Consider the following 21,700-nt stretch of genomic DNA (forward strand, 5'->3'; position numbering starts at 1 on the left):
GCATCATGCTGAGCCGCACCGCCGATCACCTCTACTGGATGGCCCGTTATTCCGAACGCGCGGAAAACCTCGCGCGCCTGCTGGACGTCAATTATCAGATGTCGCTCGTGCCGCACGACGCCGAGACCGAGCGCAGCAGCTGGAACGCGATCATCGCGCTGAACAGTCTCGAATACGCCTACGCGAAGCGGCACGACGAGGTCACTGCGACCAAAGTGCTGCACTTCATGCTGCGCGACGAGACGCATCCGTCGTCGATCTACAGCTGCCTGCGCGCGGCGCGCGAGAACGCCCACGCGGTGCGTGGCACGCTCACGGCCGAGATGTGGGAGACGATCAACGAGACCTGGCTGCAGCTGCGCGACCAGAGCTTTGCCGAGATCCATGCCGGCGGGATCGCCGCCTTCTTCGACTGGGTGAAGCAGCGCGCCTCGCTGCTGCGCGGTGCGATGTTCGGCACGATGCTGCGCGACGAGGCCTTCCAGTTCATCCGCCTGGGGGCCCTGCTCGAGCGCGCCGACAACACCGCACGCATCCTCGATGTGAAGTACCACAGCCTCGCCGGCGCGCAGCAGAGCCAGGGGGACGACCTCGTCGATGCCAACGATTTCTACCATTGGGGCGCGCTGCTGCGCTCGGTGTCGGCCTTCGAGGTGTATCGCAAGGTTTATCGCGACGTGATCACGCCCGAGCGCGTCGCCGAACTGCTGATCCTGCGCGAGGACCTGCCGCGTGCGCTGCATTCGTGCATGGGGGGGATCGTCAGGGTCCTCGAAAAGGTGCGCAACAGCCGCTCCGACGAGACGGTGCGCCGCGCCGGCCAGCTGTACGCGACGCTGCGCTACGGCCGCATGGACGACATCTTCGAGCGCGGGCTGCACGCGTGGCTGGACGCCTTCATCGATTCGATCGGTGATCTGAGCGTGCGGATCAGCGAGGACTTCCTCGTCGGCGCCTGAGCCGGGCGGGCGAAGCATATGACACGCCGCGGCGGGTGCCTTCCAGCCGCAGCACCGAACGAGCAATTGCCATGACCTACTGTGTTGCGATGCGCCTCGAAAAGGGGCTGGTATTCCTCTCCGACTCGCGCACCAACGCGGGCGTCGACCACATCAACACGTTCCGCAAGATGCGCGTCTGGCAGCGGCCGGGCGAGCGCGTGGTCGTGATGTGCACGTCGGGCAACCTGTCGGTGAGCCAGTCGGTCGTGAACATCATCAGCGAGCGGCTCGCACTCACCGATTCGGCGAACCTCTTCAATGCGCCGAACATGTTCGAGGTCGCGCGCCACGTCGGCGACGTCGTGCGCGAGGTGCACCGGCGCGATGCGGACGCCATGCACGAGTTCGGCGTCGAGTTCAACGCCTCGCTGATCGTGGGCGGCCAGATCTACGGCGAGGCGCCGCGGCTCTTCAACGTCTATGCCGCAGGCAACTTCATCGAAGCCACCGAGGACACCCCCTACATCCAGATCGGCGAATCGAAGTACGGCAAGCCGATCATAGACCGCGTGCTGCGCTACGGCTCCACGCTCGCCGACGCGGCCAAGTGCGCGCTGGTGTCGATGGATTCGACGATCCGCTCGAATCTGTCGGTCGGCCTGCCGCTCGACCTGTGCGTCATCGAGCGCGACGCGCTGACCGTCAAGTCGCACGTCTCGGTCAACCTGGATCACGCCTACTACGCGCAGATCCGCAGCCAGTGGGGCGAGCGGTTGCGCGAGGCCTTCGCCGAGCTGCCGAACCCGGACTGGCTCTGAGCACGCCGCGTCGCCGCGGTCCGCCTGGCGCCCGCAACCGGATCGCATCCCCGAACGTCGCCGGCGGCTTGTCCGGCGACGCCCCGACAATTAGCGGAGACCCAGCGTGTCGATCCACGTCGCCCTGAACCACGTCACCCACTACAAGTACGACCGCCCGGTCCGGCTCGGACCGCAGGTCGTGCGCCTTCGACCCTGCCCGCACAGCCGCACGCGCATCCTGTCGTATTCGCTGAAGGTGCTGCCCGCCAAACATTTCATCAACTGGCAGCAGGATCCGCAGAGCAACTACCTGGCGCGCCTCGTGTTTCCGGACACGACGCAAGCGTTCCGCGTCGAGGTCGACCTCGTCGCCGAGATGGCGGTGCTGAACCCCTTCGACTTCTTCCTCGAACCCGAGGCCGAGGATTACCCGCTCGCCTACAACGCGGAACAGCGCATCGAGCTCGCGCCCTACCTGCACCGCATGAGCGTCGGCACGGGGCTGGGCGAGCGCTTCGCTGCGTATCTGGGGGTGATCCCGCGCGACAGGCGCCGCACGGTCGACTTCCTCGTCGAGCTGAACGCGAAGCTGCAGCAGGATATCGGCTACCTGATCCGCCTCGAGCCCGGCGTGCAGACGCCCGAACAAACGCTGGAGAACGGCAGCGGCTCGTGTCGGGACTCCGCCTGGCTGCTGGTGCAGCTGCTGCGCCACCTCGGGCTCGCAGCGCGCTTCGTGTCCGGCTACCTGATCCAGCTCGCCGCCGACGTGAAATCGCTCGACGGCCCGAGCGGACCCGAGGTGGATTTCACCGACCTGCACGCGTGGTGCGAGGTCTATCTGCCGGGCGCGGGCTGGATCGGCCTCGATCCGACCTCCGGCCTGTTTGCCGGCGAAGGCCACATCCCGCTCGCATGCAGTCCGGAGCCCTCGTCGGCCGCGCCGGTCAGCGGCGTCGTCGACGATTGCGAATGCGATTTTTTCCATGCGATGAAGGTCGAGCGCATCCGCGAGGCGCCGCGCGTCACCAAGCCCTATACCGAAGCGCAATGGGCGCGCATCGAGGCGCTCGGTCACGAGATCGACGCACAGCTGGCGGCCCACGACGTGCGCCTCACGATGGGGGGCGAGCCGACCTTCGTGGCGATTGACGACCCCGACGGCGACGAATGGAACACCACCGCGCTGGGCCCCACCAAGCGCCTGCTCGCCGCCGATCTCTACCGCCGTCTGCGCGAGAAATACGGTGCGCAGGGCCTGATGCACTTCGGTCAGGGCAAGTGGTATCCCGGCGAGCAGCTGCCGCGCTGGTCGCTGAACGCCTTCTGGCGCCGCGACGGCGAGCCGATGTGGCACGACGCCGCGCTGTACGCCGACGAGCGCAACCCCGCCGGCGCCAATGCCGCGGCTGCGAGCCGCTTCCTCGCCGGCGTCGCCGAGCGGCTCGGGCTCGACCCGAAATACGTGTTCGACGCCTTCGAGGACGTGTTCTACTACCTGTGGCGCGAGCATCGCCTGCCCGCCAACGTCGATCCCTTCGACGCGCGTCTCGACGACCCGGCGGAGCGCGAGCGCCTGATGCGCGTGTTCTCGCACGGCCTGCCCAACCCCGTCGGCGCCGTGCTGCCGATTGCGCGCGACACCGCCGGCGAATGGGTCAGCGGCTCGTGGTTCCTGCGTTCCGAACGCTGCTGCCTGATCCCCGGCGATTCGCCCATCGGCTACCGCCTGCCGCTCGACTCGCAACCGTGGGTGAGCAAGAGGGACTACCCCTACCTGCATCAGCCCGACCCGGCGCAAGCCTTCCCGCCGCTCGCCGCGCATGCGCAACTGCTCCGGCAGCTGCGCGAGCATCCGGCGCGCGCCGGGGCGGGCGAGGACGCCGCCGAGCGCATCCCCGGCAGGCACGAATCCGCTGCCTGGGTCACGCGCACCGCGATGTGCGCACAGGCGCGCGAAGGCACCCTGTACATCTTCATGCCGCCCACCGCCGCGCTCGACGACTACCTCGCCATCGTCGCCGCCGTCGAAGCCACCGCCGCAGCGCTTGGCCAGCCGGTCATCCTGGAAGGCTACGCGCCGCCGTCGGATCCGCGCCTCGCGCATTTCAGCATCACGCCCGACCCCGGCGTGATCGAGGTCAACATCCACCCCGCCGCGAACTGGGACGAACTCGTCGATCGCAGCACCCACCTCTACGAGGCCGCGCGCGAGTCCCGCCTGTCGACCGAGAAATTCATGCTCGACGGACGCCACAGCGGCACCGGCGGCGGCAATCATTTCGTGCTGGGCGGCGCGACCACCGCCGACTCGCCCTTCCTGCGCCGGCCCGACCTGCTCAGGAGCCTGATCAGCTACTGGCACAACCACCCCTCGCTGTCCTATCTCTTCTCCGGCCTCTTCATCGGCCCGACCTCGCAGGCGCCGCGCATCGACGAGGCGCGCAACGACTCGGTGTACGAGATCGAAGTCGCGTTCCGCGAGCTGGAGCGGCAGATCGGTAGCCACGGGCCAGGCCAGTGCCCGCCCTGGCTCGTCGACCGCCTGCTGCGCAACCTGCTCATCGACGTCAGCGGCAACACGCACCGCGCCGAGTTCTGCATCGACAAGCTGTATTCGCCCGACGGCCCCGCCGGCCGTCATGGCCTGCTCGAACTGCGCGCCTTCGAGATGCCGCCGCACGCGCGCATGTCGCTCACCCAGCAACTGCTGCTGCGCGGGCTCGTCGCGCGCTTCTGGCAGCAGCCCTACGCGCCGGAACGCCTCGTGCGCTGGGGCACGGAGCTCCACGACCGCTACCTGCTGCCGCATTTCGTCGGGCAGGACTTCGCCGACGTCATCGCCGAGATGAACGAATTCGGCCTGCCTATCCGTGAGGAGTGGTTCGCACCGCATTTCGAGTTCCGCTTCCCCAAGGTCGGCGATTTCGCCGTGCGCGGCATCGAAGTCGAACTGCGCCACGCGCTGGAGCCGTGGCACGTGATGGGCGAGGAGGGCGGCGCCGGCGCCGCCGTGCGCTACGTCGACTCCTCGCTCGAGCGCCTGCAGGTCAAGGTGAGCGGCATGGCGCCGGACCGCTACGTGCTGGCGGTGAACGGCGCGGCGCTGCCGCTGCAGACGACCGGCACCGTCGGCGAGGCGGTCGCTGGCGTGCGCTACCGCGCGTGGCAACCGGCGTCGTGCCTGCATCCGACCATAGGCGTCGATGCGCCGCTGGTGTTCGACCTCGTCGACACCTGGATGAAGCGCTCGCTCGGCGGCGCCCAGTACCATGTCGCCCACCCCGGCGGACGCAGCCACGACACCTTCCCGGTCAATGCCTTCGAAGCCGAATCGCGCCGTCTGGCCCGTTTCTTCCGCATGGGCCACACTCCGGGCAGCCGTCCCGTGGATATCGAACCCGTGCGACGCAACGCGGAGTTCCCCTTCACGCTAGACTTGCGGGGAGTCCCCAAGGCCACGCCCTGATACCGACGATGCCGCACCAGCTGCTCTCGCTCTACGCCCGCCAGTCCGGCCGCTACGATGAAATGCTGGCGGACGCGGAGCGTTTGCGGCCGCACTGGCAGCCGCTGTTCGACGCGCTCGACGCCTCGACGCCCGACCAGATGCGCGCGCGCCAGGCCTTCGTCACCGAGCGCATCCGCGAGAACGGCACGACCTACAACGTTTATGCCGATGCGCAGGGAACCGACCGGCCGTGGACCCTCGATCCGCTGCCCTTCATCCTCCCCGCCGACGAGTGGGCGCAGATCGACGCCGCCGTCGCGCAGCGCGCGGACCTGCTGGATCAGGTGCTGGCCGACCTCTACGGCCCGCAGAACCTGATCCGCAGCGGTGCGCTGCCTGCCGCGCTGGTCTACGGCCATAACGGCTTCCTGTGGCCCTGCCTGGGCACTCGCCCGCCCTCGGGCCACTTCCTGCACGTCTATGCCGCCGACCTCGCGCGCTCGCCCGACGGCCGCTGGTGGGTCATCGCCGACCGCGCGCAGGGCCCCTCGGGCGCCGGCTACGCGCTAGAAAACCGCCTGATCGTCTCGCGCCTGTTCCCGGAACTGTTCCGCGACCAGCGCGTGCATCACCTCGCGGACTTCTTCCGCCACCTGCAGGACAGCCTCGCGCGCTGGGCTCCCGTCGATCACGGCGAAACGCCATTCGTCGTGCTGCTCACGCCCGGGCCCTACAACGAGACCTACTTCGAGCAGTCCTATCTTGCGCGCTATCTCGGTGTCCCGCTCGTCGAAGGCCAGGACCTCACCGTGCGCGGCGACACCGTGTATCTGAAGACGCTCGCCGGGCTCAAGCGCGTCCACGTGATCCTGCGCCGGCTCGACGACGACTACGCCGACCCGCTCGAGCTGCGCGGCGAATCCTCGCTCGGCGTGCCCGGCCTCGTCGAGGCGGCGCGCGCCGGCCGCGTGCTCGTCGCCAATGCGCTGGGCAGCGGCGTGCTGGAATCCTCGGGCCTGCTCGCCTTCCTGCCCAAGCTCGCCGAACACCTCCTCGGCGAGCCGCTCGCGATGCCAGCGGTCGCCAGCTGGTGGTGCGGCGAAGCCCCCGCGCTCGACTACGTCATCGAGCATCTCGCCGAACTCGTCATCAAGCCCGCCTATCCCTCGCAACGCCTGCAGCCGGTGTTCGGGCGCGATCTCGACGCCCGCGGGCGGGCGCATTGGACCGAACGCCTGCGCCATCGCCCGCACGCCTACGTCGGGCAGGAACTGGTCGAGCTGTCGCAGGCACCGGTGATGCCCGACTCCGGCAGCTCGACCCTCGACCGCCGCGTCGTCGCGCGTGCGATCGGCGTGCGCGTCTATGCGGTCGTCACGCCCGAGGGCTGGCGCGTGATGCCCGGCGGCCTCACGCGCGTCTCCGCCAGCAGCGATATCGACATCCTGTCCATGCAGCGCGGCGGGTCGTCGAAGGACACCTGGGTCCTGTCCGAGGTGCCGGTGAGCCAGTTCAGCCTGCTCAAGGGCGAGCTCGGCGCCGGCGACATCGTGCGCGCCGGCCCCGAGATCGCCAGCCGCACCGCGGAGAACCTGTTCTGGCTCGGCCGCTACGCCGAGCGCGTCGAAAACAGTGCCCGGCTGCTGCGCTTCGCCTGCGACCGGCTCAACGAGGAAGGCGAGGTGGCCACCGGTGCGGCAGTGCTCGGGGGAGCGGCGTTCGGCGGCGCTGGGGGCGATGTCCTCGGCGAACCGGGCGTCCTCGTCACCGCCGTCGGCTACTGCGAACTCTTCGGGCTGCTCCCGTCCGCGAAGGACCGGTCCGTGGCGCGCCGCCTGGTCGAAGGAGCGCTCGACGAGAACGGCCCCGCCAGCCTCGCCACCAACCTGCGCCGCGCCGTGTGGGCCGCGACCCAGGTGCGCGACCGCCTGTCGCTCGACCACTGGCACTCCCTCAACCGCCTGCACGACATCCTGCGCCGGCAGCGCCCCGAGGGCAGCGCGCCGGCAGACATCGCGACGCTGCCCTCGACGCTCGACCGTGTGCTGCTCGCGTGCATCTCGCTATCGGGCTTCGCGATGGACGAGATGATGCGCGACAGCGGCTGGCGCTTCCTGATCCTCGGCCGCCGCATCGAGCGCCTGCAATGCCGCAGCCGCATCGTTGCGCATTTCCTCGAGGCCTGCGGCGGCCAGCCGGCCGGCGTCGATGCCTTGCTCGAACTGGCCGACTGCGCCGAAGCCTATCGCCAGCGCTACCTGCGCACGCCAGACATCCTGCCGACGCTGGATCTCGTCGTGTTCGACGCCGACCACCCCCATTCGGTGGCGTTCCAGACCGACATGCTGCTGCGCTCACTTGACTCGCTGCAGCGCGAATTTTCCGCATCCCCGGCGGGCGACTACGGCATTACCGCGTTCCGCGACGCAGTGGCGGCGCTGAACGCCTTCTCGCTGCACGATCTCGAAACGGGGCGCCCGGGCGGCGGCGCCGTGCTGCAACGCTGCGCCAACTGCGCCGGCTGCAAGGATCTCGCGCGCCTGCTGCGGGTCGTTCACGACGCCTCGGCGACGCTGTCCAACCGCATCGCCGAACGCTTCTTCACCCACGTCCTTCCCGCCGCGCGGGTGCTCTCGGCCTGAACATGCGCTACCACGTCCAGCACACCACCGAATACCAGTACGCGCAGCCGGTGCAGACGGCCCGTCACCTGCTGCACCTCGTCCCGCAGCCGCTGCCCTGGCAGGCGCTCGAACTGCAGTCCTTGCGCATCGAACCCGAACCGACGACGCACGCGCGCAGTGCAGATCCGTTCGGCAACCCGGTCGACCGCGTCGAGTTCGCCGCTTCGCACGACCACCTGCGCGTCGAGAGCGAACTGATCGTCGCCGTCGGCGAACGCCCCTGGCTCGCCATGGCGAGCGACGGCCCAGCGTGGGAGCAGGTGCGCGACGCCCTCGACTACCATGCCGCCCCGCTCGGCGATGCCATTGCCGACGCCCAGCGCATGCGCTTCGAATCGCCCGGCGTGCGCGTCAAGCGCGAACTCGAAGACTACGCAGCCCCCTCGTTCGGGGCCGGCCGCCCGGTGATCGATGCCGCCCGCGATCTCATGCGCCGCATCCACGCCGAGTTCCGCTACGATCCCGAAGCCACCGAGGTCGGCACCTCCGTCGTCGAGGTGCTGGAAAACAAACACGGCGTCTGCCAGGACTTTGCCCACCTCATGATCGGCTGCCTGCGCTCACGCGGGCTTGCCGCACGCTACGTCTCCGGTTACCTGCGCACCGACCCTTTGCCGGGGCAGGCACGGATGACGGGCAGCGATGCATCGCACGCCTGGGTCGCCATGTTCGTCCCCGAAGCCGGCTGGATCGAATTCGACCCCACCAACGACTGCCTCGCAGACGAACGCCACATCGTCATTGCCTGGGGCCGCGATTTCGGCGACGTGTCCCCTCTCCGTGGCGTCATCCAGGGCGGCGGCGAGCACACACTGAAGGTCGGCGTCACGGTCATGCCCGAGGGCGACGGGGTCAAATTCACTTCCGATCAGAACCGCGGCGCCGCCTGATCCGGCGACCACCGCCAGCAGGTCCCGTTGCGAAGGGTGAGGCGTCAGCGCCGGGAAGTGTCGCCGTAGGCCAGCGCGAAAGCCTCGCGCCAATGAGGCTGCCAAGTATTGCCAGCAAGCAGCCAGAAGCCTTCGTGGTAGCGCAGTGCTTCCGGTCCGCCGTTCAGCAGGTCGGCCAGGGGCAGGCGTGCCGGGAGCGTTTTCACGTCCTCCCGCCACCAGTCGTCGCCCACCTGCCGATAATCGATGCTGTCGCCGGACCAGGTCTCGAAAATCGGCATGCAGCCCAAGGAGATTTCGGAGTAGATCAGGCGTCGGTCGCAATCGACGAGCCGCGCCTTCCACGCGGTATCGCGGTAGTCGGGATGGCCTCGCGGGACGCGGTTGGTGACCACGAGATAGCGACCGTCTTCCGACCAGATCATGCCGACCCCCAGCTCCTCCAGACAGATGCCGTCGGAAGTGATGGCCCGGGCCTGGTAGCGGCAGCATTGCGCGCGGTCGTAGTCGTCCTGATACTCGTTGCGGGCGCCGAACACGAAGACCGATCTGCCTCCGGACGGTGCGTGGTAGTGGAAATCGAATGCGGCGTTGGGGTAGGGAGGGCGCGTCAGGACCACCTGCTTGGACAGGGGGCCAATGAGCTGCTCGCCGCCGTCATCGATGCGGAAGCGCAGGCCTTCCGTGAGTAGCCATTCCCCCAGCAGGCTGCCGTCCGCCTCGGGGCGGGGCGGCGGATCGACCGCTGCGAAGGGGTCGAAGCTGAAATGGATATCGGGTACCTTCCCTACGACGATGCCCACCTGCAACTCGCCGCAGGCCCAGCCCAGGAGTTGCAGGCCGCAACCGCGGAAACCGGTTTCCATGCGCCGTCCGGTGACGGTGTCGAGGACGAAGAAGCGGTCCGCTGCCTCGGCGCGGCTGCAATGAGGCTGCAGTGCCACATAGCGGCCGCAGTCGGACCAAAGGTGGAACAGGGCGACGTCCTTGGCGGCGGCAGCGCCAGCCTCCACCCGATAGGGGCGCAGGCCGCCGCCGGTCCAGGGCTGCGGGGTGAAGTGCGCGACGGCCGTCGTCGGGGTGGTGCCGGGCGTGGGGCGGGACTCGAGCGTCGCGTCGTCGCCGCGCCCGCCCCATGACAGGCGGACGCGCACCCTCGCCTCCGCCTCTGCGAGTTCCCGGATCACAAGGCGCCCCCGCTCGTCGGCCCCGGTGACCCACTCGCGGGGGGCGCCGCCATAGAAGCAGGACGGAAAACGCAAGTGGAGCGTGCGCTGCGGATAGCCGGTATCGCTTGGGCGGTTCATGTTCAGCTCAGCCCAGTAGCCCTCAGCGTCGATGGCGCTCACTCCGCGCATGTCGCCGGAAGGCAGACTGTCATTCACGTTCCACCTCAGGGGATCGACCCAGCCGGACGGTCCCTCTCGCCGCCACAGCCAATGGCTGCCGGCAGTGCCGGGCTGGGTGGGAAGAGCCGGTACCAGCAGCATGTCGCCGTCCTCGCTCCACACGATGCCCTTCGGCGACAACGCACGTACGGGCAGCGGTTCGCCGTCGAGACTGAGCGTGTAATCCCCTTTCAGGAGGTGGGCCAGAGGGTCGTCGGCCGCCTGCAGTGCCGCCTCGTCCAGCCTGCGCTCCATGTAAAGCCGCGTTCGACCCTGCAGGTCCGGGACGATGAACCTGACCGGCGGAATCTCCCAGTCCGGCCCCACCCAAAGACCGTGGACGCGAACATATTGGACGCTACCCGGCCGCCTCAGGAGATGCTTCACTTCGGAAAGCTGCGGTCCGGCAGCGCGGATCGCTTGAACCTCGCTATCCTCTTCGCAGTTACGGACAATGCCGTTTTCCAGGTCGGCAAGCATGACGGGCTTGCCGTGGCGCAGATCATCGCAGGCCGCGTAGCGGCCATCGGCTGAGAGGGTCAGGGCGCCGGTACCCAGCACGATGCCGTTGGAGAAGAGGTGGTAGGAGGTGACGGGGCCGCCCATGCAGATTTCGCCACCCTCGGTGGTGCGAAAACGTAGGCCATTGGGCAGATTGCACCACTCGATCTCAGGCGCTGGCGGGGCGATTAAGGGGGGCGGCGACGGCGTTTCTGTGTCGCGCAGGAAGCGCAGGCGCTCAAGACGCGAATGGAGCGCTCCCGGCAAGCTGATGGCAAGCAGGCAAACGAGCACTGAGATAGCGTTTTGCAGAATGCCGTCAGCCAGCGGAAACAGGCGGCGGCCCAGGCTCACGCTCAGGGAAAAGGGGGCCAGCGCCGCCAGCACACCGGGAATGGGCAGCGTAGGGGTCTTCGTGACGTAGTGCCGCCATGCGCAATGGATAAGCCATACGGTCAGGCTGGCGAGGTAGAACACGCCGGCAACGACCGGCGGCTGCAGGGCCGCCCAGGCGATGGCGAAAAATGTGGCAGGCAGCGAAAGCAGGACCAGGATTGCAGGGAGCATCGGTTGGGTCTGCCATCCGGCGGCGTCATCGTTCTCGCCGCTGTGGCGGGGAAGTGCATAACGACCTTGCGTTTGGTTCTGATGCGCCGGCGGGGATGGGAGGTATGTGCGTGATAATGCCGATATGCTACGCGATATGCGTAGATGGACGCCCGCGTCGCTTGACGCATCATCACCGGGCACGCCCCCGCCGCCGTCCGCCACACGCTCGACGAGCGTCCACACGGTGTCGACCTCGTCGATATTCTGGCCTGTGTTGGGGTCGTAGCCGACCGAGGCGGACGTTGCAGGCGGGCCGGCGTAGAAGAACTGGGCGCAACTGTCGTCGGCGTCGGGCAGATAGACGCCGGTGACCTTGACCGTTTCGTCGGTGGCGACGCGAACTGCAGGATTGAGCCGGTAGATCGGCCAGGACGGAGGGGCATTCAGCGGGCCGCGGCTGTCTGCGTTGTAGCGGGTGGACAAGCTACCCTTGATCCAACCGATGAATGCGGTAAAGGCGATGTTGCCGGCATACGTGCTGCTCTTCACATAGCCGTTCATGAAGCGTGTCAAGAATGCGGAGGGCATCCAGTCACAAGGATAATCCCTCCCTTGGCCGGCGAACGCGGTGTTGACATTGCCGGCCATCTCGATGGCAGAAAGGTCGCCGCGCAACAAGGCGAGATAGGCGCCCTCCACCATCTGGAGCGTGTCGCGGAAATTCGGCAGCACGACGCCCCCCCAGGTGATGTCCGGCTGTTGCCAGCGCGGGCGGCGACGGTATTCGCGCGGCAGGGTGCGCATGATCTCCGCCAGGGCGTCCTCGGCGGCCTGCACCGTCTCGGCGAAGGCGTCGCGCAGCTTCTTGAAGTATTCCGCGCTGGTGTAGCGTTCGATCAGGTAGATTTCCTGTGGGATCAGGGGAGTCATGTGGTCAGAGCCGCGGCGCGGATTGGTCCGGTGACCACTGCCAGTAGGTGTCGCCGTAATCGCCGCCGAGCGCGGGCATTAGCACCCCTTCCTGGAAATACCGTCGGCTGTTCGCCAGGGCGGGTGAGAACCACCATCCGGCCTTAGGGCAGGGCTGGCCAGCGGGCACGTTGAGGCGAGCATCGGCGGAAGGCGAGTGTGCGCCGTCTGCCCCGCCGGGCCGGAATTCCTGCCACGGCGGTGCGGGATGTTCGGGGCAGCGGAAGGTATATCCGGCCTCCTCATCCGGGATGGTGCCGTCCTCATAGCGGTCGTCGCGCCAGAGCAGCTGCCACACGGTGGGGCGGCCGTCGTCGCGAGGTGTGTCGCCTTCGAAGGAGATGTTGGGCGCGGGCGATCCGCCATGCAGGTAATTCATTGTGCCGTCGAGCGGAAGGCGCGCGCCCGGCGGGATCATCGGTTTGCGGAACAGGCCGAGGAAGCCCTCGGAGAAATCGACCCTGACCGGCTCCCAGATGCCCGAACACGGCACCAGGTCGCCGCGCTTGATCAGCCGCGCCGGTTCGGCCAGCGGTACGGGCGGCAGGGGACCGTCAGGGAACGTGGTCCTGTCGCGCAGGAAATCCGGGCCGCGGAAGCCCATCAGTCCCAGCGGTGCAGCGGTGTCGATGTAGCGGTCTTCGAGGATATAGCGTGCGATTTCTGCCCAGGATCGGGCGACATGGGCACGGTCGATCTGGAAGTCTGTCCACAGCGGGGACGCCATCTCGTCGACGATGACATCGCCGGTCTTTTCGAAAGCCAGAATCTGTCCCCAGTGACTTATAGGGATGCTTGCCTGACAGAAATAGCCGTGCTGCCCGAGAAACTTGAAGGGACGCTTATCGCCGCGCCGCAGTCGTTTGAGGCATTCGGCAAAGCCGCAGCAGCTGCGGAAATCGGCGGGGTAGTTGTAGAAAAGGAGCTCCGACCGATTGGCGCTGCGTGCTTCCTCGTATGCCTTCCTGTAGGTCTCCATCCAGCGGTCGTAGTAGGTCCCGACCTGCGCCCAGGCGGTGTAGGAGGAGTTCTTCTTCAGCATGTAGAAGATGCGGCGGCGCTCTTCGTCGCAGGGGAGGGTGTCGCGGTGGTAGGTGAATTCGCTCATCATTGATGGGGACGCGCGAGGAGTGGCATTGCCCGGATCTGCGACATAGTCACCATGCCGTGGCTGGCCCCGTTGCGCCCGATAAGCTCAGGCCGATGTGCCGCACATTTCCTGAAGATGCTCGTCGAGCGCGCTCTTGCCGTTCGCGTCGAGTGCTTCGTACATCTTCAAGTACCAGTCGCGCACCTCGGATTCGGACATGCACCGGCGCAGGACCGGCAGCGAGCGCGCCAGAAACTCGGGGAAGAAAGGCAAGCCCCATGTCCAGAGAAGCGTCGAGTCGGTCAAGTTTACGGATCGGTACGCGTCGGCCAGCCAGTTCAGATGAGGCAGGATTGCCGCGAATTCACCGCGTTTTTCCAGCGCCGAGATGAACCCCGTGCGCAGCCGTGCCGCCGACATTTCGCGCGATTCCTGATTGAGCGCGTCGGCCTTCTCGAACCATGCCTGCCCGCGTGCCAACTCCCCGGTCATCACCGAGGTGGTCGCCACCTGCAGGGCATTGAAGGCCGAGGGTTCATATTCGAAGAGTGCATGGAAATGGGCAAAAGCCTGCTCCCACTGCGCAAGCCCGGAATGGGCGAGCGCGCAGACGCGCAAGGCGTCGGTCTTGACCAGCGGTTCAGGGTGCTGGCAGTGCGAAGCCGCCAGCGCGATCGCTTCGGAATAGGCGTTCGTGTTCAGGGCGGCGACGGCTGATTCCAGTTCGCGCGGGGTCGGCCGGCCGGCACTCGTCCAGGACTCGCCATGCCGTTCGCCGGGCGCCACGTGCTGCATCACCAGGACATAGTCCTCGGCGGTGACGTGCCACGCCGTCACGACGTCCGTGGTTCTTGTCTTGATCTCCCCATTCGGAGTTCTACGGTGTGTCAGGATCGACACGGTGAGCCACCGGGCCGCCGGGTCGGCGCGCACTGCACGTCCCTGGACCGATACGGTCCACCATTCCGAGGCCGTCATCATCGTTTCGAGGCTGGTCGCGACCTCCATCGAAGCAAGCAGTTGGGGCCCCTGCGTGGCGAGCTCGCGGGCCAGTTCGCTGCTGTGTCGGCCGTTCCAGTACAACTCTCGCCCCGTCACCGGAGTGGCCCAGCGGCCGGCGGATTCGCTGTATGGATCACGGGCCGTGCTGCGCGCAACGAACGTGCAGATAAGGCCGACTATCGCCAATTCCAGCAACCAGATGATGCATTGCATCGTCGGTGCGAAGGTCGCCGGATTGCGCATGGCCGCCTCGACGGCTCGATGCCACAGCATGGCAGCCCACCCCGTCACGCCGGACGAGGCGAACTTCAATGCCTCGGCCGAGCCGAGCTCATTAAACGTCACCACCCAGCGCACCCACAGGGCAAACAGGCTCAGCACCGGCGCAAGGGCCGTGTTGACCCCCACCGAACGTGAATGTCCGCCCTCCAGCGCCAGCATGATCGCGAACGAGCAGATCACTGCAAAGATGAGAGTGGCAATCGGGGCCGTCATGACGGAAAGCCCCAGCATGAGCGCTTTGGCGTACAGCCACGCCGCGGCGGCGACCGCCGGTGCTGCGCCTAGCAGCGTGTACGCGGGCAATCGCCAGCTGATCCGGCCCGAAGGCGAATAGGAGTCGAAGTGAGGAGTGCTGTCAGTCATGGATGGATCATCGTGCCGTGATGGGGGAGGGCGGTCATGCAGGCGGCGCCTGTTCCGCAGACCACTGCCAGTAAGTGTCGCCGTAATCGCCGCCGAGCGCGGGCATGAGCTCCCCGTCCTGGAAGTAGCGTCGGCTGTTCGCCTGGGCGGGCGAGAACCACCATCCGGCCTTGGGGCAGGCTTGGCCGGCGGGGACGTTGAGGCGGGCATCGGCGGAAGGCGAGTGTGCGCCGTCCGTCTCGCTAGGCCAGAATTCCTCCCACGGCGGTGCGGGATGTTCGGGGCAGCGGAAGGTATATCCGGCCTCCTCATCCGGGATGGTGCCGTCCTCATAGCGGTCGTCGCGCCAGAGCAGCTGCCACACGGTGGGGCGGCCGTCGTCGCGAGGCGAGTCGCCTTCGAAGGAGATGTTGGGCGCGGGTGATCCGCCATGCAGGTAATTCATCGTGCCGTCGAGCGGAAGGCGCGCGCCCGGCGGGATCATCGGTTTGCGGAACAGGCCGAGGAAGCCCTCGGAGAAATCGGCCCTGACCGGCTCCCAGATGCCCGAACACGGCACCAGGTCGCCGCTCTTGATCAGCTGCGCCGGTTCGGCCCGCGGCACGGGCGGCAGGGGACTGTCGGGGAGCGTGGTCCTGTCGCGCAGGAAATCCGGGCCGCGGAAGCCCATCAGTCCCAGTGGTGCAGCGGTGTCGATGTAGCGGTCTTCGAGGATATAGCGTGCGATCTCTCCCCAGGATCGGGCGAGGTTTTCAAGGTCGGCGTCGAATGCCGACCACAACGGGGAAATCATCTCCTTGACAATGACATCGCCGGTTTGCTCGAGAACCAGGATGTGGTCCCAGTGATTCATCGGGATTCTTGCCTGATAGAAGTAGCCATGTTGTCCGAGAAACTTGAAGGGGCGTTTGTCGCCGCGCCTCAGTCGTTTGAGACATTCGGCAAAGCCGCAGTAGTTGCGGAAATCGACAGGGTAGCTGTAGAAAAAGAGCTCTGACCGATTGGCGCTGCGTGCTTCCTCGTATGCCTTCCTGTAGGTCTCCATCCAGCGGTCGTAGTAGTTCCCGACCCGCGCCCAGGCGGTGTAGGAGGAGTTCTTCTTCAGCATGTAGAAGATGCGACGGCGCTCTTCGTCGCAGGGGAGGGTGTCGCAGTTGTAGGTGAATTCGCTCATTCTTGATGGGTCGGCGTGTCGGGGATCGGATCGCGTTCGTCCTTGGCGGCAAGCTCGCGGGCGCCGAGGCGGGCGGTCTGGATGACGGCGGGGCCGGGCATGCGGAGATAGCCCCACACGCCATTGGCATCGGTCCAGCCGGTCGCGCGCAGCTCGAACTCCATGCCGCCGGATTTGACGATCTGCGGCTTGCCGCTGGCGATGACTGCATCGCCAACTGCCCCATCGGGACGATCCTGTCCGGCCCCGGCAGCGAATCCTTCCGGACGGAAACCGCAATGCACCCGTTCTGCGCGTTTCAATCCGAGCGGTGGCGGATAGACGCTGAAGGCCAATGCACGGTCACTCCGGAGGGGCTGCCGACCGTGCGGTCAGAGCCGCGGCGCGGATTGGTCCGGCGACCACTGCCAGTAGGTGTCGCCGTAATCGCCGCCGAGCGCGGGCATCACCTCGCCCTGCCGGAAATAGCGTCGGCTGTCGGCCTTGGCAGGCGTGAACCACCAACCGGCCGCGGGGCAGGGCTCTCCTGCGCCGACGTTGGGGCGCGACTTCGAAACCGGCCCGAGTGCGGCAGCAACGACCTCCGCCGGCAGTTCATTCATCCAGTTCGAAGGCCAGTCGATGGGGCCAGTCAAGTCGGTGTCCAATATGTCGTCATCATCCCATCCATCTTCTACGGTAATACGAATATTCTCTTGAATGCGCAGCATTTGCCCAACTAGCTCGTTCAGCCTTTGTCGTTCCGCTCCAGACAATTCTTGATATTCGTTTACCCCGGCGTAGTCCATGCCGCGATTGAAATTGTAGGAAATGGTGTTGGCCCAACCGGTTTCCTTTCCCGCCTTCCATGAGTTCCGTGGAATGGTTCCGGGTTTGGAGATGCGGTCCAAGTTGAAGAATACGGGGCTGATCATGCCCTGGTAGTCTCCTGGGTGGCGCTTCTGCAGCTCGGGATCTGACCAATGGCGTTTCAGACTCGTGAGGTACTCGTCATGAAGTCGCAGCAGCTCCTCATGGTAATCCCACGATCCGAATTTCTGTTTGAGCCATGCCTTGCGCAGCTGTTTTTCGGTTTCCGGTGTCATTGGTATGCAAGTTGTCTTGAGCCTTGGGGAGGAAGAACGGCCTGATCGAGAGGGATGTTCTCGAACAGCAGGCTGTCGACATGAATGATGTTGCCACGGCTGCCATCTGCATTCACTACAGAGGGATCATAATCTTTGAAATTGGTCGGTTTGCGTTCGCTGATGAAGCCGCGTTTCTTGAGGACTTCCATCTGCTTCGGATCGAAGTACAGTTGTTCGGAACCTCCGGCCAGATAAAAGTGGTCGGGAACGGTCTTGCCTGTGTTCGGATCAGTGAATTCGTATCGCTGGGAGGCGGCTGGCCCCTCCCAGCCCTTGAGCGAAGGATTGTCGGGGTGTTGCCCTAACTCCTTCCATACCGGATGGCCTGTCGGCGGGACGGTTAGCTCAACGTAACTTCCATCCTTGTTCCAAGCTTCCTTAACGGCAGTGTTTGCGCGCAGTTGTCGCCCATCTTCGGGAAGCTCACGGGTCCAGAACGCGCCAGAGTCGGAATACGGTTCTGCGTCGTGAGCGACGACCCGAACCATTGTGTCGCCGGGTTGAAGGTCGGCTTTGCGTAAGCCCGAGAAGGTGTCGTAGTGAGTGGTTGGCCGTCCCTTGTAATCCGGTGCTGTCAGATCCGGGTAACCCTCTTCGGTAGCTCCACGGTGTTTTCGCCAATCCTTGGCCTTTAGCTGGGGGTTTTCAAGAACGGTCTTCCCCTCGTGAAACGGCTTCGCACCAACCGGAATTCCTTTGTTGTTGACGTACTTGAATTCTTGGCGATGCTTCGGAACGCGGAATTCGACGATCCTACGTTCCGGCAGACGACGAGTATTGCCTGGTTCGGGCGTTGCAGTGCGACCGCGTCCGGGGTGGTGCTCATCCGGGACTGCACGTTTGACCTTTGGTGCCGATTGGCCGCTGATGATCATGTGGGTGGCTTGTGTGGCGGCACGCAGGTTGCCGGCCAGAAGCGCCGCGAGGCGATTGTCCATCTCGATGAGCGCCAGCGGGATCATCCTGCGCCCGGTGGCTCGAACTTGTTCGAGTTGCTTGATGAGGGTTGGGGCATAAGCGATGGCTTGCATCATCCGCGCGCGCCCAGGAAGCCAGCGGGGAAGGGAGTCGGGAGAAAGCGCTTTCAGGCGGGTCTGGAATTCGTGCACAAGGTTGGTGAGCTTGTCGATCTGTGCGTTCAAGCCATCGACGACTGCCTGCCGGTACCGGCTGAACTTGATTTCGCCGAGGGCCGCGGCCGCGTTGCCGTAGCCGTGCCCTTGGAGAAACTCGAGGATGGCCTTCAGCCCGACGCCGCCTTTCTTCACCAGCATCAGGGCCACGGCTCGCAGGAAGCCACCCAGCTCCGCACCGACCAAGGCGCCGACGCCTACTACGACTGCACCGAGGACGGTCATGATCAGCGGGAACAGCATGGCGATGAGCAGAATCCACTCGTCGACGTTTTCGCGCTTCTCGGGATGCTTGGCCAGACGCACGATGACGGCAATCAGATCGCGTAAGGTGATGACGCTGCCGATGCCGGGCATCATGCCGGCCAGCGCATCGCTGACTATCTGGCTGGTGGACTTGTTATCTTCCCATTCACCGAGGATGACGCCGCGAAGCCACTCCCAGGCTTCGCCCATGCCGTTCCAGGTGCGATCGAGGATTTCATCCATGACTAGTTATTCGCATTGATCTGTTGTTCAGCATCCGTCGCCAGGATGGAGAGCTCATGCGGCACCCCGCAACAACACTCAGCCCTTGATCCAGGTGTCGAGGTCTTCATCCGGCCGGGCCGGCAGCTTGAAATTCGTGTAGGGCCGGATGTCGCTGCCCACACGGATCTCGACGCCTCCGGGTTTGACGTTTTCCAGGTGCATGTAACCCTGCTCGTCGAGGCGGCCGTGTCGCGTGGAGCCGTCTGACAGATAGGCGGAATACTCCGCACCCTTGACGGGTTCTCCGTCGTGGTACGCATAGCGGAATTCGACGTTCTCGGGTGGGACGCTGACTTTGTCGGAGGGTAGGTGAGCAGCGGCGACGGGATTCGTGGCCGGCCCCTCGAACGCGTGCCCCGCCCCCTTCACCGAAAACGTCCCCGGGCAGGCGAAAGTAATATCCCCGCCCTGCAGCGTCACCGATGACTGACCCGCCTGCAGCACGATGCGGTCCTTGGCGAGGACGTGGATCTCGTCGTTCGAGCTGGTGACGCTTACCGACTGGTCCGCGAGGATCTCCATCGCGTCGGTGTGCGCCTGGATCGTCTGGCTGCCGGCCGCCGCGATGCTCCTGATCCCGCCGGAGTGACTGAACCAGCTCGCGCCGGCGCCGACCGTGGCGCTGAAGCTGCGGGCAGCAGCGGCGTGGAAGTCCTTCTGCGCCGTTGCGTGAAGGTGGGCACCGGCGAAGAGGAGCGTGCTGGCCGGGGTGGACAGGCCGATGTCGTCCGGCCCTTCGGTGACGATGAATGGCTGTGCGAAGCGTTCCGTGGGGGCATCGGGCTCGCGGCTGCCGGGGCGGGCCTTCATGGCATCCTGTCCGCCGATTCTGCCGTTGAAGTGCCCTTCGCGCGCGGCATCGATGGCGTCGATGAACGCGCTCTGCCTGGTGTTGGCGGCAAGCGGGCGGGCAGATTGCGCCATCGCGGCGTCGGAAAGGGCCTGCGCCGTCTGCTCGGCGCCGCGCAGCTGCGCGACCGCCTCGGCGACGTCCATCTGGGTCGATGCGCCCTGCGGGCGGGCGGTGGATGAGATGAGCACGCCGTCTCCGGCGCGCAGGGCCAGCCAGCCGTCGGTGCGCAGTTCGAGGCCGGCGCCGCGCCATGGGCCGCGCACGAGGCTGTGCGGTGCCTGCTCGACCAGATGGCCGAGCGACAGTTGCGACGCCGCGTGACTGGTCGCGAGGCGGGTGCGAAGCTGTCCCGGCGTGTCGTCGGCGAGCCACTGGTTGAAGCCCTGTCCGTTCCCCGCGTGAGTGTCGCTGCTCCAGCCGGAGATCACGCCAGGGTGGTTGGCGCCGCTCGCCTCGCCCGCGCTGAAGGGGGGTAGATCGATGCCGCCATAGAGCTGGCCGACGACGAGCGGGCGGTCGATGTCGCCATCGACGAAGTCGATCAGCACTTCGGTGCCGGTCCGCGGCAGGAAGTGGCTGCCCCAGTCGGGGCCCGACAGCCATTCGGCCACGCGCACCCAGATGCCGCTGCGCTCGTCGCCGGGCGCGTGTTCGTCGCCGTTAGGCAGGTTGGTCGTCGCAAGGCCGCCCGGGTTGGGGCGTTCGCCACGTTGCCAGTGGAACTGGATCCGGATGCGATGATCGCGATCCGTAGTCAGCGCGGCGCCGGCTTCGCCGACCACGAGGGCGGTTTCTGGCTGAGCGGCCGGCTTTCTGCGCGGCGTGGGCAGGATGGGGGCTGCCGAGGGCTGGAGGACGAATTCGTTGCGGTAGCTTCCTCGCTCGACGCCGCGGGTCGGCAGGAGCGCCGCTACGCCGCTGCCGAGATTGTTCGCAGCCCGGTGCTCGACGCTCAGGACGGCGAAGCTCGCGTTTTCGCCTGAGAACTGGGCGTGCCCCTCCAGCGTGAAATGCGTGCCCGCGGCCAGGCTGCGCACGCTGCCACCGCCTCCGAGGCGCCGGTAGCGCGCCTCGTGCCCGGAGAGGACGAGTCCGGCGTGCTCGGCGGCTTCGGCTTCCGATGCGTAGCGGGATGCGCCGCTGCCGTCATGATCCTCGAGCGCGGGCAGGTCGCTGTCGCCGGCCCCGCCGGAGGCCTGCGCGGCCGCTGCAACCAGGGCGCGGTAATTCCACGAGCTGCGGCTGACGGCGTTGGCGCCGACGCGGTGCTCGTCCGTCAGAGTCTGGATAGTGTCGTCGGCTTCGGTGGCGTCGGCGCGATGGAAGCGGATGCGCTCCTGAGGCCCCGGCGCCGGTGCGGCGCGGTGGTCGAAGAGCACCATGCAGTGGCGCGCGCGTTCGGCGGTCTTGTCGTCCTGCTCCGTCTGCTCGTGCTCGAAGCGAAACGAAATGCCCTCTTCGGCGAGCAGTCGCAGGAGGAAGTCGAAATCGCTCTCGCGGTGCTGGATGCGCAGAGCGCGCTGGCGCAGCGTCCGGGTGAGGTCGAAGCGCCAGTTCGCGTGCATGCGGTAGCCAGCGAACAAGGCATCGCACAGGCCGCGCAGGTCGAGATCCTGAAAGACGCGGTTGCGCCGTCCCTGGGCGAGCAGTGCAAGCCAGGGCTCGAGGGTGAGGCGGTAGCGCGCGAGTCCGCCGTCGCTGCCGAGCGGCGCCGCGTGGGTACAGTACCCGTGCCATGTCCGCAGGTGCCCGTCGGCGAGGCGCAGGCGCAGTGAAAACTGGATCCCGAGCAGTTCGGACAGCGGGAGGTAGGCATTCGTCGCGACGCAGTCGACGTCGAAGCGGAACAGCTCGTTGATGGCTTCGCGCCCCGACATGCTTTCGACGAGCAGCGGCGCCGGCGCTGCCGAGCGGATCTCGACCAGCCGCGAATCCTGGGACAGCAATGCCTCTAAGACGGTGCCTTGCATCG

At 66.5% G+C, this 21,700-nt stretch carries 13 protein-coding genes; 5 read left to right on the forward strand and 8 right to left on the reverse strand.

What is annotated here, in order from left to right; genetic code table 11:
* Positions 1 to 5: 5 nt before the first annotated feature.
* From BW991_RS13705 to BW991_RS13725, 5 genes are all read left to right on the forward strand, one after another.
* Complete coding sequence (locus BW991_RS13705; RefSeq protein WP_076602666.1) at positions 6 to 959, forward strand: alpha-E domain-containing protein; 954 nt, start codon at positions 6 to 8, stop codon at positions 957 to 959.
* Positions 960 to 1,030: 71 nt separating this feature from the next.
* Entirely contained in the window at positions 1,031 to 1,759 is a 729-nt protein-coding gene (locus tag BW991_RS13710; protein ID WP_076602667.1) for a proteasome-type protease, read from the forward strand.
* Between the two features lie 106 nt (positions 1,760 to 1,865).
* Complete coding sequence (locus BW991_RS13715) at positions 1,866 to 5,210, forward strand: transglutaminase family protein (protein WP_076602668.1); 3,345 nt, start codon at positions 1,866 to 1,868, stop codon at positions 5,208 to 5,210.
* A gap of 8 nt (positions 5,211 to 5,218) precedes the next feature.
* Positions 5,219 to 7,834 (forward strand): circularly permuted type 2 ATP-grasp protein, encoded by a 2,616-nt coding sequence (locus BW991_RS13720; RefSeq protein ID WP_076602669.1) that lies wholly within the window; start codon positions 5,219 to 5,221, stop codon positions 7,832 to 7,834.
* A 2-nt stretch (positions 7,835 to 7,836) separates the two neighbouring features.
* Positions 7,837 to 8,766, forward strand: coding sequence for a transglutaminase family protein (locus BW991_RS13725; RefSeq protein WP_076602670.1), 930 nt, complete (start codon positions 7,837 to 7,839; stop codon positions 8,764 to 8,766).
* A gap of 44 nt (positions 8,767 to 8,810) precedes the next feature.
* Here BW991_RS13725 and BW991_RS13730 read toward each other — a convergent pair whose 3' ends face one another.
* From BW991_RS13730 to BW991_RS13765, 8 genes are all read right to left on the reverse strand, one after another.
* Positions 8,811 to 12,134, reverse strand: a complete 3,324-nt coding sequence (locus BW991_RS13730) for a hypothetical protein (RefSeq protein ID WP_076602671.1) — start codon at positions 12,132 to 12,134, stop codon at positions 8,811 to 8,813.
* A 4-nt stretch (positions 12,135 to 12,138) separates the two neighbouring features.
* Positions 12,139 to 13,281, reverse strand: a complete 1,143-nt coding sequence (locus BW991_RS13735) for an Imm71 family immunity protein (protein ID WP_170879104.1) — start codon at positions 13,279 to 13,281, stop codon at positions 12,139 to 12,141.
* A gap of 87 nt (positions 13,282 to 13,368) precedes the next feature.
* Positions 13,369 to 14,910 (reverse strand): hypothetical protein, encoded by a 1,542-nt coding sequence (locus BW991_RS23525; RefSeq protein ID WP_139335938.1) that lies wholly within the window; start codon positions 14,908 to 14,910, stop codon positions 13,369 to 13,371.
* A 34-nt stretch (positions 14,911 to 14,944) separates the two neighbouring features.
* Positions 14,945 to 16,084 carry an Imm71 family immunity protein gene (locus tag BW991_RS13745; protein WP_076602673.1) on the reverse strand — a complete coding sequence of 380 codons (1,140 nt, stop codon included), beginning with the start codon at positions 16,082 to 16,084 and terminating at the stop codon, positions 14,945 to 14,947.
* Positions 16,081 to 16,419 carry a hypothetical protein gene (locus BW991_RS13750; RefSeq protein ID WP_076602674.1) on the reverse strand — a complete coding sequence of 113 codons (339 nt, stop codon included), beginning with the start codon at positions 16,417 to 16,419 and terminating at the stop codon, positions 16,081 to 16,083. Before BW991_RS13750 ends, BW991_RS13745 begins: the two co-directional genes overlap by 4 nt.
* A gap of 36 nt (positions 16,420 to 16,455) precedes the next feature.
* Positions 16,456 to 17,169 carry a hypothetical protein gene (locus BW991_RS13755; protein WP_076602675.1) on the reverse strand — a complete coding sequence of 238 codons (714 nt, stop codon included), beginning with the start codon at positions 17,167 to 17,169 and terminating at the stop codon, positions 16,456 to 16,458.
* Positions 17,166 to 18,833 carry a hypothetical protein gene (locus BW991_RS13760; protein ID WP_076602676.1) on the reverse strand — a complete coding sequence of 556 codons (1,668 nt, stop codon included), beginning with the start codon at positions 18,831 to 18,833 and terminating at the stop codon, positions 17,166 to 17,168. Before BW991_RS13760 ends, BW991_RS13755 begins: the two co-directional genes overlap by 4 nt.
* Positions 18,834 to 18,911: 78 nt before the next feature.
* A complete protein-coding gene (locus tag BW991_RS13765; protein WP_244551692.1) occupies positions 18,912 to 21,698 on the reverse strand; it encodes a type VI secretion system Vgr family protein in 2,787 nt (928 codons plus the stop codon).
* Positions 21,699 to 21,700: the final 2 nt, after the last annotated feature.

Source organism: Aromatoleum tolulyticum (assembly GCF_900156155.1).
In the GTDB taxonomy this organism is placed as follows: domain Bacteria; phylum Pseudomonadota; class Gammaproteobacteria; order Burkholderiales; family Rhodocyclaceae; genus Aromatoleum; species Aromatoleum tolulyticum.

Bases quoted from the DNA above. Each gene is read 5' to 3' on its own strand.
- BW991_RS13720 (WP_076602669.1), top strand. From the start codon at position 5,219: ATGCCGCACCAGCTGCTCTCGCTCTACGCCCGCCAGTCCGGCCGCTAC.
- BW991_RS13725 (WP_076602670.1), top strand. From the start codon at position 7,837: ATGCGCTACCACGTCCAGCACACCACCGAATACCAGTACGCGCAGCCG.
- BW991_RS23525 (WP_139335938.1), bottom strand. From the start codon at position 14,910: ATGACTGACAGCACTCCTCACTTCGACTCCTATTCGCCTTCGGGCCGG.
- BW991_RS13735 (WP_170879104.1), bottom strand. From the start codon at position 13,281: ATGAGCGAATTCACCTACCACCGCGACACCCTCCCCTGCGACGAAGAG.
- BW991_RS13760 (WP_076602676.1), bottom strand. From the start codon at position 18,833: ATGGATGAAATCCTCGATCGCACCTGGAACGGCATGGGCGAAGCCTGG.
- BW991_RS13710 (WP_076602667.1), top strand. From the start codon at position 1,031: ATGACCTACTGTGTTGCGATGCGCCTCGAAAAGGGGCTGGTATTCCTC.
- BW991_RS13705 (WP_076602666.1), top strand. From the start codon at position 6: ATGCTGAGCCGCACCGCCGATCACCTCTACTGGATGGCCCGTTATTCC.
- BW991_RS13755 (WP_076602675.1), bottom strand. From the start codon at position 17,169: ATGACACCGGAAACCGAAAAACAGCTGCGCAAGGCATGGCTCAAACAG.
- BW991_RS13730 (WP_076602671.1), bottom strand. From the start codon at position 12,134: ATGACTCCCCTGATCCCACAGGAAATCTACCTGATCGAACGCTACACC.
- BW991_RS13745 (WP_076602673.1), bottom strand. From the start codon at position 16,084: ATGAGCGAATTCACCTACAACTGCGACACCCTCCCCTGCGACGAAGAG.
- BW991_RS13765 (WP_244551692.1), bottom strand. From the start codon at position 21,698: ATGCAAGGCACCGTCTTAGAGGCATTGCTGTCCCAGGATTCGCGGCTG.